Annotated in this window: 17 protein-coding genes; 5 read left to right on the forward strand and 12 right to left on the reverse strand. The window is 67.1% G+C overall.

All coding sequences use genetic code 11. The annotated features are described in order from the left end of the window. Nucleotides 1–274: hypothetical protein (locus AB2385_RS15250; protein ID WP_367655869.1), on the forward strand; the 274-nt coding region annotated here is incomplete at its 5' end. Nucleotides 275–1,044: 770 nt separating this feature from the next. Then, on the forward strand, nucleotides 1,045–1,221 hold the full coding sequence (locus AB2385_RS15255; protein ID WP_367655870.1) for a hypothetical protein: 177 nt from the start codon (nucleotides 1,045–1,047) through the stop codon (nucleotides 1,219–1,221). Nucleotides 1,222–1,362: 141 nt separating this feature from the next. On the opposite strand, the gene AB2385_RS15260 is transcribed toward AB2385_RS15255, so the two are convergent. The 12 genes from AB2385_RS15260 to AB2385_RS15315 form a co-directional block, all read right to left on the reverse strand. Further along, nucleotides 1,363–2,085, reverse strand: coding sequence for an amino acid ABC transporter ATP-binding protein (locus AB2385_RS15260; protein WP_367655871.1), 723 nt, complete (start codon nucleotides 2,083–2,085; stop codon nucleotides 1,363–1,365). Further along, nucleotides 2,072–2,746 (reverse strand): amino acid ABC transporter permease, encoded by a 675-nt coding sequence (locus AB2385_RS15265; protein WP_367655872.1) that lies wholly within the window; start codon nucleotides 2,744–2,746, stop codon nucleotides 2,072–2,074. Before AB2385_RS15265 ends, AB2385_RS15260 begins: the two co-directional genes overlap by 14 nt. A 75-nt stretch (nucleotides 2,747–2,821) precedes the next feature. Beyond that, nucleotides 2,822–3,715, reverse strand: a complete 894-nt coding sequence (locus AB2385_RS15270; RefSeq protein WP_367655873.1) for a basic amino acid ABC transporter substrate-binding protein — start codon at nucleotides 3,713–3,715, stop codon at nucleotides 2,822–2,824. Nucleotides 3,716–4,226: 511 nt separating this feature from the next. Further along, nucleotides 4,227–4,763, reverse strand: coding sequence for a peptidylprolyl isomerase (locus tag AB2385_RS15275; RefSeq protein ID WP_367655874.1), 537 nt, complete (start codon nucleotides 4,761–4,763; stop codon nucleotides 4,227–4,229). After that, entirely contained in the window at nucleotides 4,678–5,865 is a 1,188-nt protein-coding gene (locus AB2385_RS15280; RefSeq protein WP_367655875.1) for a mechanosensitive ion channel family protein, read from the reverse strand. The genes AB2385_RS15275 and AB2385_RS15280 overlap by 86 nt, the downstream gene beginning before the upstream one ends. Before the next feature lie 102 nt (nucleotides 5,866–5,967). Beyond that, a complete protein-coding gene (locus AB2385_RS15285) occupies nucleotides 5,968–6,888 on the reverse strand; it encodes a glycine betaine ABC transporter substrate-binding protein (RefSeq protein WP_367655876.1) in 921 nt (306 codons plus the stop codon). Between the two features lie 201 nt (nucleotides 6,889–7,089). After that, the gene (locus tag AB2385_RS15290; RefSeq protein ID WP_367655877.1) at nucleotides 7,090–7,740 is read right to left on the reverse strand and encodes an ABC transporter permease; all 651 of its coding nucleotides are present in this window, start codon (nucleotides 7,738–7,740) and stop codon (nucleotides 7,090–7,092) included. An 18-nt stretch (nucleotides 7,741–7,758) separates the two neighbouring features. After that, nucleotides 7,759–8,373 carry an ABC transporter permease gene (locus tag AB2385_RS15295; RefSeq protein ID WP_367655878.1) on the reverse strand — a complete coding sequence of 205 codons (615 nt, stop codon included), beginning with the start codon at nucleotides 8,371–8,373 and terminating at the stop codon, nucleotides 7,759–7,761. After that, entirely contained in the window at nucleotides 8,370–9,500 is a 1,131-nt protein-coding gene (locus tag AB2385_RS15300) for an ABC transporter ATP-binding protein (protein ID WP_367655879.1), read from the reverse strand. Before AB2385_RS15300 ends, AB2385_RS15295 begins: the two co-directional genes overlap by 4 nt. A 286-nt stretch (nucleotides 9,501–9,786) precedes the next feature. Further along, nucleotides 9,787–10,428: a TrkA C-terminal domain-containing protein gene (locus tag AB2385_RS15305; protein ID WP_367655880.1), complete on the reverse strand. Its 642-nt coding sequence runs from the start codon at nucleotides 10,426–10,428 to the stop codon at nucleotides 9,787–9,789. A gap of 137 nt (nucleotides 10,429–10,565) precedes the next feature. After that, entirely contained in the window at nucleotides 10,566–12,605 is a 2,040-nt protein-coding gene (locus tag AB2385_RS15310) for an ABC transporter permease (RefSeq protein WP_367655881.1), read from the reverse strand. Next, complete coding sequence (locus AB2385_RS15315) at nucleotides 12,595–13,371, reverse strand: ABC transporter ATP-binding protein (protein ID WP_367655882.1); 777 nt, start codon at nucleotides 13,369–13,371, stop codon at nucleotides 12,595–12,597. The genes AB2385_RS15310 and AB2385_RS15315 overlap by 11 nt, the downstream gene beginning before the upstream one ends. A gap of 294 nt (nucleotides 13,372–13,665) precedes the next feature. Here AB2385_RS15315 and sdhC point away from each other — a divergent pair, with 294 nt between their 5' ends. From sdhC to AB2385_RS15330, 3 genes are all read left to right on the forward strand, one after another. Next, on the forward strand, nucleotides 13,666–14,088 hold the full coding sequence (gene sdhC, locus AB2385_RS15320; RefSeq protein WP_367655883.1) for a succinate dehydrogenase, cytochrome b556 subunit: 423 nt from the start codon (nucleotides 13,666–13,668) through the stop codon (nucleotides 14,086–14,088). Between the two features lie 27 nt (nucleotides 14,089–14,115). Beyond that, nucleotides 14,116–14,451, forward strand: coding sequence for a succinate dehydrogenase hydrophobic membrane anchor subunit (locus AB2385_RS15325; RefSeq protein WP_367655884.1), 336 nt, complete (start codon nucleotides 14,116–14,118; stop codon nucleotides 14,449–14,451). A 24-nt stretch (nucleotides 14,452–14,475) separates the two neighbouring features. Then, the coding region (locus AB2385_RS15330; RefSeq protein WP_367655885.1) for an FAD-binding protein at nucleotides 14,476–14,714 on the forward strand (239 nt) is incomplete at its 3' end.

Below are 14,714 nucleotides of genomic sequence, written 5' to 3' on the forward strand. Positions count from 1 at the left end.
CCACGGCCCCCACCACTACCAGACTACGAAGCGCCAGTCCGACCCTGCGGCCCTCGCCAGGCAGCGGAACAACGACATGGTCAAGATCGGCCTCTCGCAGCGGAACGGGGTGACCCTCGTGGAGGTGCGTCCCGAGGACCTGCGGTTGGACCGCATGCTCCAGCTGATCCCTGAGGGCGTTCCGCTCCGCCCGCTGCACGGCCTGGGGAAAGTGATCAGCTTCCTGGAGCAAGAGTGCGCCCGGTACCGTCATCAGTTCGGAATCCTGGACTGACACCCGGACCCCCGTCGCCCGGAAAGGGAGACGGGGGCTTGTGCTTGATCGCCGCGCCGGGCGGGAAGAGATGTGACAGGGGCCAGGGCATCCGCTCGACCGCCGCGCGACCATCGACGGTCGCCAGGACCGCGAGGCAGGTTCCTAAGAAATTCCAGGGAAATCTTGCCCCATATTTTCGGGCCGATAGGGGGAAAATCTGCCCCCTATCTCCCCGCGACGGCCGCCGGGAGGGGTCCTGCCAGGGAAAGCCCCTGTCGATCGCCGTCGATCTGGGCGACAAATGCGTCGAAGTCTGTCTAACCGGCCCGATGCGGAACGCTTCGGGTGGCGGAAATGGGGAGTTCGGGCCCCCTAATCGCCGAAAAATAGGGGGAAATTCTGCCCCCTGTTTTCCTGTCCACCTGCCGGGCAGCACAGGGTACTCCAGGCAGGCTCCCGACGTGCCTCCCGAAAGCCGAGGGCGCCCCGGTGGGGTCGCCGCAGCTTCCCGGGTTCGCTCCGCCACCGTAGCCCCGCACGCATCGAGACGGCGGGTCGGTTCGCCGTCGCATCCCGTCCGGGGCCGGCGCGCCTCCGGCGACGCCAGGGCGCCCCGAACCGGCACGAGGGGACGACCACGCATCGTCCCCAGGGCCGATGGGCCACTTCCCCCGAGGCCGAGTGGGCGCATGCCCCATCGACCCACGAAAGACTTCCCCCCGAGCCGATGTGGCCGGAGCCCCTTCCCGGTATGCTCAGAGCGAACGCACCGGAAGGAGGCTGCCCGCATGGTACTCCTGATCTGCGCCGCGCTGCTCATCGTGATGCTCTTCCCGCCCACCCCGGTCGAGGAGCGCCGGCGGGAGCTGCAGCACGGGTTCAACCTCGGTATCTGGAACTCGTCCACCGAGGGCGAGTACGCGAAACGCCCCGCCCGGGGATGGAGCCCCGGGGCGGGGCGGTAGCATGCGCTCGTCGGCGGCGGTGGGGGCTCCACCCCGGCGGCCTCCAGCGCCTCGAGCGAGGCACGCAGGGGGTCGGAGAGGGCCTCCCCGTGGACATTCATGAGCCGGGGCTGCTCGAAGAGCCAGTGATCGCAGACCCCCCTACAGAACCGCCCGGAGGAACGCCACCGTGCGGGGGTGCGCCGGCTGGGTGAAGATCTGCTGCGGCTCGCCCTGCTCGACGATGAGACCCTCGTCCATGAAGAGCACCCGGTCGCAGACCTCCCGGGCGAAGCCCATCTCGTGGGTGACCACCACCATGGTCATGCCCGCGAGCGCCAGCGCCTTCATGACCTCCAGTACCTCTTTCACCATTTCCGGGTCGAGGGCCGAGGTGGGCTCGTCGAACAGCATCACCTCGGGGTTCATCGCCAGGGCCCGGGCGATGGCCACGCGCTGCTTCTGGCCGCCGGAGAGGCTGTCGGGATAGGCGTGGGCCTTGTCCTTCAACCCCACCCGCTCCAACAGCTCCAGCGCCTTGGCCTCGGCGGCCTCGGGCGTGAGGCGGCGTGTCAGCACGGGCGCCAGGGAGACGTTCTTCAGCACCGTCATGTGGGGGAAGAGGTTGAAGTGCTGGAACACCATGCCCACCCGCTGCCGCAGCCGGTTCACGTCGAAGCCCGGGGCGGTGATCTCCTCGCCATCCACCTCGATGGTACCCCCGGTGGGTGTCTCCAGGAGGTTCAGGCAGCGCAGCAGGGTCGACTTGCCGGAGCCGGACGGGCCGATGAGTGCGACGACCTCGCCCCGCCCGACGTCCAGGTCGATGCCCCGCAGCACCTCGAGCTTGCCGAAGGACTTCTGCAGGTTCCTAACGCGAATCACTCTTGCCCATCCTCCTCTCCAGCACCTTGACCAGCTGCGACGTGATGCCGGTCAGGATGAGGTAGTACATCGCCGCCACCAGCAGCGCCGGGAACACGGCGAAGTGTGCGGTGCCCACCGTCTTCGACTTGAACATGATGTCGGCGATGCCCAGCACCGAGATGACCGATGACTCCTTGATGAGCGAGGCGAACTCGTTGGCCAGCGGCGGCAGCGCCCGGCGCAGGGCCTGGGGCAGGATGATGTACCACATCGTCTGGCCGAAGGAGAGGCCGAGGGAGCGCCCGGCCTCCATCTGGCCCCGGTCGATGGACTCAATCGACCCGCGGGCGATCTCCGCCACGTAGGCGCCGCTGTTGAGCGAAAGGGCGATAATGCCCGCCGTCAGCCCGGGCAGGTCGATGTTAAATAGGAAGGTCGGGCCATAGTACATCAGGTACAGCTGCACCAGGAACGGCGTGCCCCGCACGACCTCCACGTAGAGGGTGAACAGCCAGTAGATGATCCGGAGCAGCGGATGCTTCGGCTTCTGGCTGCGCACGAGGCCCACGATGCAGCCGATGATCGTGCCGAACAGGATGCCGAGGGCGGAGACCAGGAGGGTGATCTTGACTCCCTCAAAGATAACCGGAATAAACTTCGGGATCACGTCCCAGCGCATGAGTGCTCTCCCCTCAAAAGGCCCCCAGATCGCCTGTTCCCGGGCGACCTGGGGGCCGGGTGCTGGGCAAGCTTGCTACTCGCCCTTGTACTCCGGCGGCGGTGCCACCTCGTATTTCTCGATCAGCTGATCGATGGTGCCGTTCTCCTTCAGCTTGGCCAGGATCTCGTTCAGGGCCTCCCGCAGTTCGTCGTCGCCCTTCCGGATGGCGATGGCGTTCTCCTCCCGGGTCAGCTCGAAGGCGACCGTGAGGCCGGGCTGGGATGCAGCGTAGTTCTTCACCACGGCGTAGTCGCCCACCACCGCATCGAGGCGGTTCGAAACCAGGTCGAGCACGGCGGCCTCAAACAGCTCGTAAGACCGCACCTCGGTCCCTTCCACTTCCTTGGCCGCGACCTCGCCGGTGGTGCCCAGCTGCACGCCGACCCGCTTCTCGCTCAGGTCCTCGGCCTTGGCGATCTTCTCCGCGTCCCCGCCCCGGATCAGCACCGACTGGGCGGTCATCCAGTAGGGATCGGTGAAGTCGACCGACTCGAGGCGGTCGGGGGTGATCGTCATGGCGGAGATCACCATGTCGGCCTTGCCGGCGGCGAGGTCAAGGAGCAGCGTGTCGAAGATGCCCTCCTTGATCTGCAGCTCCACGCCCAGCTCGGCGGCAATCGCCTCGGCCAGCTCCATCTCCCAGCCGACGATCTTATCCTTGCCATCGATGAGGGCGTGATACTCAAACGGCGGGTAGTCGGCGCTGGTGGCCACCACGATCTTACCCTGGGACTTGATCTCCTCCAGGTGGTTCGCCGGGGTCTCGTTCTGCGGGGTTCCCGTCTCGGGGGTCTCAGTCTGCGAGGCCTCCTGCTGTCCGTTCTGCTGCGCCGGGACGTTGCTGCTCTGCCCTGACTGCGCACCGCCGCAGGCAGTCAGCGCCAGGGCGAGGATCAGCCCCGCGGCCAGGGCGCGAATCTGCTTCATCTTCATCTTCCCCTTATGCCTCTGTTCTCTAAGACGTCGAGAAAGAATATACACCCGGTCGTATATATATGCAAGTCCCGGGCACGAAAAAGAGCATATGGAAATTATCATTGGTGATGAAAAATAAGGGTGCAGGGGGCGAGACGGACGTCTCGCCCCCTGCGTGTGCTGACGGAGGGCCACCACCCCTCCGTCGGGGAAGTCCGTGCTGGATGAGGGGCCACCCGTTCCCTCGTCCAGCTCCCGGCCGGGTCACCACTCCGGCCGGGGTTGTGGCCGCTTCCGGCTAACCGCACCGCTACAGCCAGCCTTCTGCGACCACGGGTCGCCTGGATGGCGACTACATGTGATTATATCATGTATCCCTGAGTGGCGCGAGACTCATTTTTCGCTATCTGTACTTTATCAACAGTCCCATCTAAGGATAGGTCTGGATGCCGTCACGCGGCGGCAGGCCGGAGTCGACGCGCCGGCCCCTGCGGCGCAGAGCCTGCGCCGCAGGGGCCCAGCCTCACTCCTCGGTGACGGTCACCGATTCGATGTGGACGTCCTCCAGGGGCCGTGACCGTTCCCCTCCGAACGACAGCGTCACGGGCACCGAGGCGATGGCCTGCACCACGTCCATCCCCTCCGCCACCCGGCCGAACTGGGTGTAGTGGGGATACTGGTTCAGCCCGGCCGCCTGGGGGCCTGAGCAGATGAAGAACTGGCTGCCGTTGGTGTTGGGGCCCGCGTTGGCCATGGCGACGATGCCGGGTTCGTAGGGGTGGCGCGGCGGCAGCTCGTCGGGAAACGTGTAGCCCGGGCCGCCCCGGCCGGTGCCGGTAGGGTCGCCGGTCTGGATCATAAAGGGCTTGATCACCCGGTGGAACTTCACCCCGTTGTAGAAGCCCTGCCGGGCCAGGAAGACGAAGTTGTTGACGGTGAGCGGCGCCTCGTCCGCCAGCAGCTCGATCACGATGTCACCCTTGCTGGTCTTGAGGGTGGCCCGGTACCGCTTCGCGGGGTCGATCTCCATCGGGGGCGGTGCGCTCCACTGTTTCGCCACGTAGATCCTCCTTCTCCTGAACACGGATATCTTGCGCCGGGATCGCGATGGTGATGCCGTTCTCCCGGAAGGCCCGCAGGATCTGCATGTTCAGCTCGTCCGTCACGCGGAACCGGTTGGTGTACGAGTCGACCCAGCAGCTCATGAAGAGGTTCAGCGAGTAGGTGTCGAAGGTGGTAAGCCAGACGCCGGGGGCCGGATCTTTCAGCACCTCGGGATGGCTCTGCATCACGTCGAGCAGGATCTGCTTGGCCTTCTCCACGTCGGTGTCGTAGGTGACGCGGATCGTCTGCCGGATCGCCGCCTGGGGCGTGGGCAGCGCGTAGTTGATCACGCGCGTGTTGGCCATGTCCTTGTTGGGCACCACCAGGGCCGTGCCGTCAAACTGGCGGATGCGGGTAGTGCGCAGGCCGATCTCCGTCACCACGCCCACCCGTCCGTCGGTGAGCTCGATCCAGTCGCCCACCCGGAAAGGCCGGTCGATGACGATCGCCAGGCCGCCCAGCATGTTCGACAGCGTCTCCTGCGACGCCAGGGCGAGGGCCGCGGAGGCGACGCCGGCGGTGGCGATCAGGGCGGAGATCGAGATGTTAAACAGATCCAGGATGATTGAGAAGGCGAAGAAGTAGATGATGATCATGGCCGCCTTCTTCACCATCGGCCCGAGCTCCCGGTCCCAGGTGCCGCCGCTCCGCCCGGCCAACTCGCTCAGGTACCAGTCCAGGGCCGCCGCGATCAGCGCGTTCACCAGCACGGCGACGGCCCACACCATCAGCGCCTCCACGATCCTCGCGGCGATCGTGAACTGCACCAGGTACCGCCCGCCGGCCTGGAAGGCGGGGATGGCGCTGCCCAGCGAGGTCAGGGCGAGGCGCAGGCCCAGGGCGAAGATGACCCAGCGCACGGCCGGCGTTCCGGCCTCCGCCAGGCGGTCGTCCAGGGTGGTCTCCGACCGGTTGACCAGCCGGTTCGCAACCCACCGCAGAAGCCGCTTGGCCAGCCGGGCCACGAACCAGGTCACCAGCAACTGGCCGGCGAAGACCGCCCAGGCGACCCAGTGCGCCGCCAACGCGGCGCGCACGCTCTGCAACCAGAGGTCCACGACGATTCCTCCGTATCACGCTTGGTCTTTTCACATAGTAAAGGTAATCGGCGGGGTTCTTCAACCCCGCCGTTTCCATCGTGCCAGATTACCGCCCGCCGCTTACGGCTCAATGAGTCCCTGCTCCACCAGGAAGTCGCGCGCGACCTTCTCCACAGGCTCCTCCAGCGAGTCGACCCGGTAGTTGAGCTGCTGCATCTTCTCGTCCGGCAGCAGGCCACCCAGCTCGTTCAGCAGGTCCAGGATCTCGGGGTGGGCCTCCACCGCGTCCATCCGCACCACGTACGCCCCGTTGTACGGCGGGAAGAAGTGCTTGTCGTCCTCGAGGATGACCATGTCGAACTCCACCAGCTTGCCGTCGGTGGCGTAGGCGTCGATCACCTGGATCTCGCCGGTCTCGATCGCCTTCCAGCGCAGCCCCGTCTGCATGGTGGCCACGCGCTTGAACTCGAAGCCGTAGGTCTCCACCAGCGGGTAGTAGCCGTCCACCTGTCGCCCCATGAACTCGTTGGTGGTGCCGAAGACCAGCTGATCGTCGACCACCAGCAGATCCGAGTAGGTCTTCAGGTTGTACTTCTCCGCAATCTCCCTCGGCACGGCCAGGGTGTACGTGTTGTTCATCCCCAGCGGCTCGCTCCACGTGATGCGGAACCTTTCCTCGAACTCCTTTTTCACCTGCTCGTGGAGTTTGGCCGGGTCAGCGATGGGCTCGGTGTGGCCCAGAATCGGCCCGTAGGCCGTGCCGTCGTACTCGGCGTAGAGCGTGATTTCGCCGTTCTTCAGCCCGTTGAAGTTAACGGACGTGCCGCCGAGGCTGTGCTTGCGCTCGACCTTCAGGTCGGTGCGGTTCTCGATGAGCTGCGCGGCGATCTCGCCGAGCAGGATGCTCTCCGTGAAGTCCTTGGAGCCGACGACGATCGTGTCGCCGGTCCCCTTGGAAGCCGAGGCCCCGCCGCACCCCGCCAGCAGGGCGACGGAGAGGAGAAGTCCGGTAGCTGCGCAGAACAGACGGTGCTTCAACACTGTCTGATCATCCCTCCTTCGTAGGATTGCGTCGGGGTTCCCACGGGGTCAGGCCTCGCGGGGGGCCCTGCGGTCGCGCCTTCCACGGGTCCTGTTGCGCCCCGCCGCAGGCGGCGCCCGTGGCGTCGGCGCCTTGGCCGTTCCGCTGTTCGGGGCCCGGCGCAGCCTTCACAGCGGCGCGCCCCCGTAGTCTGCGTTTCGCTACGCCTGCCGCAGCCCCCGGGGCGTGAGCCGGCGCTCCAGGGCGCTCATGCCCGCGTCGGCGAGGATGGCCAGCAGCGCGGCCGGCAGTGCGCCGGCGAGGATCATCTTGTCCTGCACCCGGTCGATGCCGGCGAAGATCTCGGAACCCAGCCCTCCGGCCCCGGCCAGCGACATGATCGCCGCGGTGCCGATGGACATCACCACGGCCATGCGGATGCCCACCATGGTCACCGCCAGCGCCAGGGGCAGCTGCACGATGCGGAAGATCTGCCACCGGGTCATCCCCATGCCCGTGGCCGCCTCGATCACGGCCGGGTCGATGGAGGTGATGGCCGTGTAGGTCTGCCGGATGATCGGCATCAGGCTGTAGAGGAAGAGGCAGAAGATGCCCGTGGCGGGGCTGAGCCCGAAGATGAGCATGGCGAAGCCGATCAGCGCCAGGGCGGGGATCGTCTGGATGGCGTTGGTCACCCAGAGCACCGGCTCCGCCAGCCTGCGGAACCGGCTGATCAGGTAGCCCACGGGCACGCCCACCGCCACGCCGTAGAGGACCGCCACGAGGGCCAGTTTCACGTGCTGCACGGTGAGCCCCAGGAGCCGGGGCCACTGATCCCCGACGTAGGTGATCAACTCCTGCAACAGTTGCATGTTCCGAGTGCCCCCTTTCTACACCTGGAGGCCGCGCGGCGTGACCTTCCGCTCCAGGTAACCCAGCAGGAAGTCGGCCAGCAGCGCCATCAGCGTCACGGGGACGCCCCCGGCCAGGATGAGCCTGGGCGAGACCATGGCAAAGCCGCTGATGATCGGCTCCCCCAGGCCGCCGGCGCCCACGTAGGCGCCCAGCGTCGCCCAGCCGATGATGAGCACCGTGGAGGTGCGGATGCCGCTCATGATCACCCGGAAGGCGAGGGGCAGCTCCACGAACAGCAGCATCTGAAAGGCCGTCATCCCCATGCCGCGGGCGGCCTCCTTCGCCGCCGGGTCCACGCTCACCAGGCCCTTGTAGGTGTTGCTCAGGATTGGCAGCAGCGCGTAGAGGAACAGGGCCGCCAGCGCCGGCCGGCTGCCGATGCCCATGAGCGGGATCATGAACGCCAGCAGGGCGATGGCCGGCAGGGTCTGGAACATCCCCACCACCGCGATGATCGGGTCGGCTGCGCGCCGGTTCCGGCTGAGCAGGATGCCGCCGGGCACGGCCACCAGGGTCGCCAGCAGCACAGCCGACAGCGAGAGCGTCAGGTGCTGCAGGGTGAGCTCGCCGAGCTTCTCCCAGGTGATCATGCCGTCGCCCCCCTGGCCTCGGCGGTGCGGGAGAGGGTGCCGACCAGCGAGGTGTTGGTCACCAGCCCCTTCAGCCGGCGCTGCTCATCCACCACTGGCAGGAACTCCAGCCGGCCCAGGAGCATGCGCTGGATGGCCAGGGTTACCGGCTGGTCGGGCGTGACGGTGGCCAGGTTGGTCTCCATCACCTCGCCCAGCGTGCGATGGCTGGCGATGCCCCGCTCGATGGCCCGGGCGGTCACGATGCCCAGCAGCCGCTCCTCCTCGTCGACCACCAGCACGGAGTTGACCCGCCGCTTGCGCATGGTGGCCACCGCCTCGGCCAGGCCGAAGTGGGGCGGCGCCGCGACCGGGTTCCGGATCATGATGTCGGCCACCGTGAGCGTCTCGGCCGAGGCCACCAGCCGGTCGCGGCCGATGAACTGCGCCACGAACTCGTCCTTGGGGTTCCGCAGCAGCTCATCCGGCGTGGCCACCTGGTGGATGCGGCCGTCCTTCATCACCACGATGCGGTCGGCGAGCTTGAGCGCCTCGTCCATGTCGTGGGTCACGAAGACGACGGTCTTCTTCAGCTTCGCCTGCAGCCGCTTCAGCTCGTCCTGGAGGGTCTCCCGCGTGATCGGGTCCAGCGCGCCGAACGGCTCATCCATCAGGATCAGGTCCGGCTCCGCCGCCAGGGCCCGGAGCACGCCCACGCGCTGCTGCTGACCGCCGCTCAGCTCGCGCGGATAGCGGTCGCGGTAGACGGCGGGATCGAGGTTCACCATCTGCAGCAGCTCGTCGACCCGCCTCGCCCGGCGGGCCTTGTCCCAGCCCAGGAGCCTGGGCACCAGCTCGATGTTCTGGGCGATGGTCAGGTGCGGGAACAGGCCCACTTGCTGAATGACATAGCCGATGTTGCGCCTGAGCTCCACGGGGTTGACCGTGGAGATGTCGCGCCCGTCCACGTAGATCTTGCCGGACGTCGGCTCGTGGAGGCGGTTGATCATCTTCATGGTGGTCGTCTTGCCGCAGCCGGAGGGGCCGATCAGGCAGACGAACTCGCCGCGCTCCACGTGCAGGTTCAGCTCCGCCACCGCCTTCGTGCCATCAGGGTAGACCTTCGTTACATTCTCAAACCGAACCATGAACATCCCCCTTCTGTCACTCAGCGTTGGGCTGTTCGGTCAAAAGCCGACAACCTCATATTATATACATGGGTTGTCAGTTGTCAACTCCGGTGGGAGGGTGTGGGCGCCCTGGCCAAGTATGACTTTTGCGACAGTTTCCCGGAGTCAACAGCCCCAGGGATGCGAAGGGCTGCCGCCCTGGTCCTCATGGCCAGGTGGCAGCCCAGATCCCCTTGGGGGCGGTACCCGCAGAACCGCATGCCGATGCCCGCTCTCTTCGGGGAAAAACCGAATACCGCCCGCGTCACCCGTCCCCCTTGGGGGCGGCGGTGGCCGAAAGCAGCTCACGACAGCGCTGGCGGGCGGCGTCAGAGCCCACGATCGTCAGCACGTCGCCGGCCTCGAGGCGCATGTCGGCCGGGGGTGAGAAGATCTCCTCCTCGCCGCGGATGATGGCCACGGCGGTGACGCCCGTAGAAGAGCGCAGCCGGATCTCGCCCAGCGACCGGCCCACTGCCCACGAGCCGGGTTCGAGTACCAGCTCGTCCACGTGCCGGGTGCCCACGGCGCCGGCCGCGGTCTTCAGCAGCCGGTCCAGCGCGCTCTCGATCTGTTCATCCAGCCGCTTCCGCTCCCGCAGCAGCTTGCGAAGCTCCCGGATCTCCTCCTCCACCCGCCACTGCGATGCGACCGAGTCCACATACTCCTGTGCGGCTACCTGCGAAACGATCCGGATGCCGGACCCGGCCACGGCCTTGACGACCCCTCGCTCATGCAGAATTGCCACGGCCCGGCGAATCGTCTCCGGCGACACCTGGTAGGTTCCGGCCAGGCTCGACCGGCCCAGCAGACGGGTGCCCTCCGGGAGTTCGTTGCTCGCGATGCGCCGTGCCAGATCCAGTGCGATGGCCTCGTACCGCGCCATCCCGGCTTGGTCCCGCTTCACTCGCGTCAGCTCCCCTGTAGCTTCTTGCGCGTCCATCGTATCACATGCCAGAAAAGCTGCAAGGGGCTCCTTTCCAGAGGCGGCCGCTTGCCCGTGCTGCGGTCGCCGGCACCCGAGAGAGCCGCCGGCCAGCCGGCCTACCCCCGCTCCTGCGGCCGCCAGAGCAGCCGGCAGTTCTGCACGCTCAGCAGGTAGTACGCGCCGTAGATCAGGGCGAAGACGCCCAGGGTCGCCAGGGCCGCGGGCCCCACCGCCTCGTACCCCGTCTCCCCCTTCAGAGCTCGGTTCAGGGCGGTGAGCGCCACGGCCGAGTGCAGCAGGGCCACCAGCACCGGCGTCAGGAAGTAGAGCCCCACCTGCCGGGCGATGGTGCCGTCGATCATGGCATCGTCGGCGCCCAGCTTCTGCAGCACCGCGAACCGCTGCCGGTGCTCCAGGGCGTCGGTCACCTGCTGCAGGGCCAGCAGCGTGGCCGAGATGAGGATGAACATGATCCCCACATAAAAGGAGAAGAAGATGAAGATCGCCTCGATCATGTAAGTCTGCCCCAGGACCTCGGCGCGGGAACTCACCCAGATTCCCTGCTCGAAGGGCCGCGCAGACACCCAGGCGTTGACGGCGTCCGACAGGCCGGCGGGCTCCCCTCCCGGCACCTCGGCCACCAGATACCGCAGGCCCCGGTCCGGGTCTTCCTGCAGCAGGGCCTTCGTCACCTCGTCGGGCACCACCAGGAGCGGCCCGTAGCCGGCGACGTCGGAGCCCATCTGCTCCTGGAAGACCTGCGTTGATGCCGGCTGCAGTGTGGCGCCCGCCACCGTCACCGCGTGGCCCGCCGCAAGGGCACGCACCCACGCGGCATGGCTTCGCTCTGCATCGGTGTGACCGCCGTTGACGTGCACCAGGTAGCCGCCCGCAGGCAGGGGTACGTCGGGGTAGCCCTTGAGGGCCCGCAGGCTCCGGTACGCCGAGTACGGCATGGCCCGCACCGCGATCCAGGCCATGTAGTCGATGTCGGTGTCCGCCAGGAGGCGCTCGGCGTCGTCGTGCAGCATCAGGTCGGCTCCGCGCAGGTCGGTGTCGACCACCACGACGTCCACCACCTGGGCGTCGCCCACGCCGTGCGCTGCGAACACCGCCCGCAGGCCGCTCAGGTCCGTGTCCGGCTCAAGGGCCCGGGCGACGTAGCTGAAGGGTGCATCCTCGCCCAGGGCGCCCCGGACCACCGCGCCCAGGCTGAGGCCGGTGGACATGGCGCAGACCGTGAAGGTCAGCATGAGGGCGACCGTGGCCAGCATCGCCGCGTGGGTGTTGATCTTGCTGGTCACCTGCCGGTAGAGGAAAAGGTTCAGCCCCCGGGCGAGCCATCCCCCGGTGCGCCTGCGGGCGCCGCTAAGCAGTCCGGCCAGGGCGGCGAAGAGCAGGTAGGTGCCCGCCACCCCCAGTGCCACGCCCAGCGGGATGCGGCGGTCGGTGGGATCCAGGCCGGTGGTGCGGCTCACCTGGTCGGCGAGCCAATAAGCCGTCCCGAGCGTCGCCACGCAGAGCAACCCCGCCGCCACGGCCAGCGTCCGGCTCCGCACCCGGATCTCCTCGTTCTTCCGCGCATCGTGGATGAGCTCGATCAGCCGCTGCCGGTAGACCCCGGCGGATTGCCACAGCGCCACCGCCAGGAACATCGCCCCGTAGAGCACGAGCGTGGCCGCTGCCGCGCGGGGCGAGAAGACGAAGCTCCGCTCCACCACCGTCACGTGAAACGCCCGCTCCACCAGCAGCCCGAACGCCTGGGAGGCGGCGACGCCCGCCGCGACACCCACCCCCAGGGCCGAAAGGCCGATGGCCGCGACCTCCACCAGCATCATCACGGCCAGGTGGCCCTGCTCCATGCCCAGGAGCAGGTAGGTGCCCAGCTCCCGGCTGCGCTTCCGCACGATCACCCGGTTGGCGTAGAAGACCAGCAGGGCCACAACGCCCGTCATGATGGCCGATACCCACTCCATGGCCCCGACGGCGCCCCGGGCCAGGCGCCGCTGGCTCTCGGACAGGCTGAGGAAGGCAGGCTGGTCGGGCACGGAGTTAAAAACGTAGAAAATCGCTACAGCAAACACCAGGGTCATGAAATAGATGCCGTAGTCTCTGAGGCTGCGCCGCAGGTTCCGCCAGGCCAGCTTAGCGTACATCGGCCTCGCCACCCCCCAGCTCGGCCAGCACCGCGAGGATGCGATCGAAGAAGCGCTGCCGCGGCGAGTCGCCGCGCACCAGTTCGCCGAAGATCCGGCCGTCCTTGATGAAGAGGATCCGCTGACAGTAGCTGGCGGCAACGGGGTCGTGGGTGACCAGGATGATGGTCGTCTGCAGATCCCGGTTCAACTCGGCCAGCGCCTCCAGCAGGCTCCGGGCCGCGCGGGAGTCGAGGTTTCCGGTGGGCTCGTCGGCTAGCACCAGGTCCGGCTCCGTGATGAGGGCCCGGGCGGCGGCGGCCCGCTGCTTCTGGCCACCTGACACCTGGTAGGGAAACTTGTCCAGCGCATCGGCGATGCCCAGCCTCTCCGCCATTTCGGCCACGCGCCGGTCGATTTCGCCCGCCGGCGCCCCGGCGATGGAGAGGGCCAGGCCGATGTTCTCCCGGAGCGTCAGGGTGTCCAGCAAGTTGAAGTCCTGGAAGATGAAGCCCAGCCGTTCCCGGCGGAAGCGGGCCACCTCCCGGCGTCGGAGGGCCGTCAGTTCCCGGCCGCCGATCCACACCCGGCCGGAGGAGGGTGAGTCGATGGTGGAGATCACGTTGAGCAGCGTCGTCTTGCCCGAGCCGGAGGGGCCCATCACGCCGACGAACTCGCCGCGGTCCACGGCCATGCTGATGCCCCTGAGCGCGTGCGTCACGCTGCCCCGGCTGCCGTACTGCTTCGTGAGGTCTACGACCTCGAGGATCCGCTCTGCCACAGGCACGTTCCGTCCCCTTTCCGATGCTCTCTGGTTCTCGCCCCGCATTCTAGCGGCCGGTCAGCGGGGGAGCCATAGACGCGGTCTTACGATTGCTGGCAGAAACCTTACAATCTCGTAAGCCGGGCTACAGGAATTGCCCCGCTGTCAAGCCCGACCCTGCCCAGCCCCGAGCCCCAATTCAGCACTACCGCAGGTAGACGAACTGCTCATTTCCCGACAATCTCAGAGCAAAGCAATTGCGGAGCGTGGACCTTTCGGGTTCTACTTGGAGCAGACGCGTGAAAGGGGTGAACGAGGATGGAACGGGCAGGCTCCAAGCCGGGCCGTACGGTACGCAGCTTTGCAGACCTGAATCCGCGCTATTACCGGACGGGCATGTGGTCGCATGTGCTCCACCGCATCAGCGGTGTCGCCATCGTATTCTTCCTCCTGATGCATATTTGGGAGATCACTTCGGTGGTGCGCGGCGGCGCGGAGGGATTCACCGCCAAGATGGCCGGTATGGCCGCGCGGGTCTGGGTCATCGGCGAGTGGTTCCTCTTCCTGGCGCTGGTTTTCCACGGCATCAACGGCATCCGGCTGGTTCTGCTGGATCTGGGCTGGGGAGTGCACACGCACAAGCGCAACTTCTGGGTCGTCATGGCCCTCTCTGCCGTGATCATCACCGTCGGCAGCTACTTCTTCGTCATGCGTTTCCTGGCGTACCCGTGGGCGGCCTGAGCCGAACCCGGTAGGAGGTGACTTGGTGTGAAAGGGAGTCTGTGGGCCTGGATCACTCACCGGATCACGGCAGTCGTGCTGGTGGTGCTCGGGGCCATTCATTTTGGCGTCATGCACTTCGTGGACCCCACGGCTGTCATCACCTTCGGCGACAGCCAGATGCGCCTCCAGTCCGCCCTCTACCTGGTGGTTGACGCCGGGTTGCTGGTGACAGGCCTCTACCACGGCCTTAACGGCGTTCGCAACATCATTCTGGACTACTGGCCCGGCGCAGGGCGCGCCGCCGGCTGGATTCTCACCGCGATCGGCGTAGTGGCCGCCGGCTACGGCTCGCTGGCCCTGGCGGCCTTCCTGGCCAACTAGAACGCACCGGGAGGTGTTCCTGGCATGAAAATCAAGCATCGCGTCGCCATCGTCGGTGGCGGTCTGGCGGGCCTCAGGGCCGCCATTGCTGTGCACGACGGCGGCGTCAGCGACGTGGCGATCATCTCGCAGCTTCCCCCGGTCCGTTCGCACTCGGTGGCTGCCGCCGGCGGCATCAACGGCTCGCTGGCCAACCACCCCAACGGCAGGGACGACAACTGGGAGAAGCACGCCTTCGATACCATCAAGGGCTCCGACTACCT

It is taken from the genome of Symbiobacterium sp. (assembly GCF_040797425.1).
In the GTDB taxonomy this organism is placed as follows: domain Bacteria; phylum Bacillota; class Sulfobacillia; order Symbiobacteriales; family Symbiobacteriaceae; genus Symbiobacterium.

Coding starts and splice junctions, on each gene's coding strand:
- AB2385_RS15255 (WP_367655870.1), top strand. CDS start 1,045: ATGGTACTCCTGATCTGCGCCGCGCTGCTCATCGTGATGCTCTTCCCG.
- AB2385_RS15265 (WP_367655872.1), bottom strand. CDS start 2,746: ATGCGCTGGGACGTGATCCCGAAGTTTATTCCGGTTATCTTTGAGGGA.
- AB2385_RS15270 (WP_367655873.1), bottom strand. CDS start 3,715: ATGAAGCAGATTCGCGCCCTGGCCGCGGGGCTGATCCTCGCCCTGGCG.
- AB2385_RS15290 (WP_367655877.1), bottom strand. CDS start 7,740: ATGCAACTGTTGCAGGAGTTGATCACCTACGTCGGGGATCAGTGGCCC.
- AB2385_RS15295 (WP_367655878.1), bottom strand. CDS start 8,373: ATGATCACCTGGGAGAAGCTCGGCGAGCTCACCCTGCAGCACCTGACG.
- AB2385_RS15300 (WP_367655879.1), bottom strand. CDS start 9,500: ATGGTTCGGTTTGAGAATGTAACGAAGGTCTACCCTGATGGCACGAAG.
- AB2385_RS15310 (WP_367655881.1), bottom strand. CDS start 12,605: ATGTACGCTAAGCTGGCCTGGCGGAACCTGCGGCGCAGCCTCAGAGAC.
- sdhC (WP_367655883.1), top strand. CDS start 13,666: ATGGAACGGGCAGGCTCCAAGCCGGGCCGTACGGTACGCAGCTTTGCA.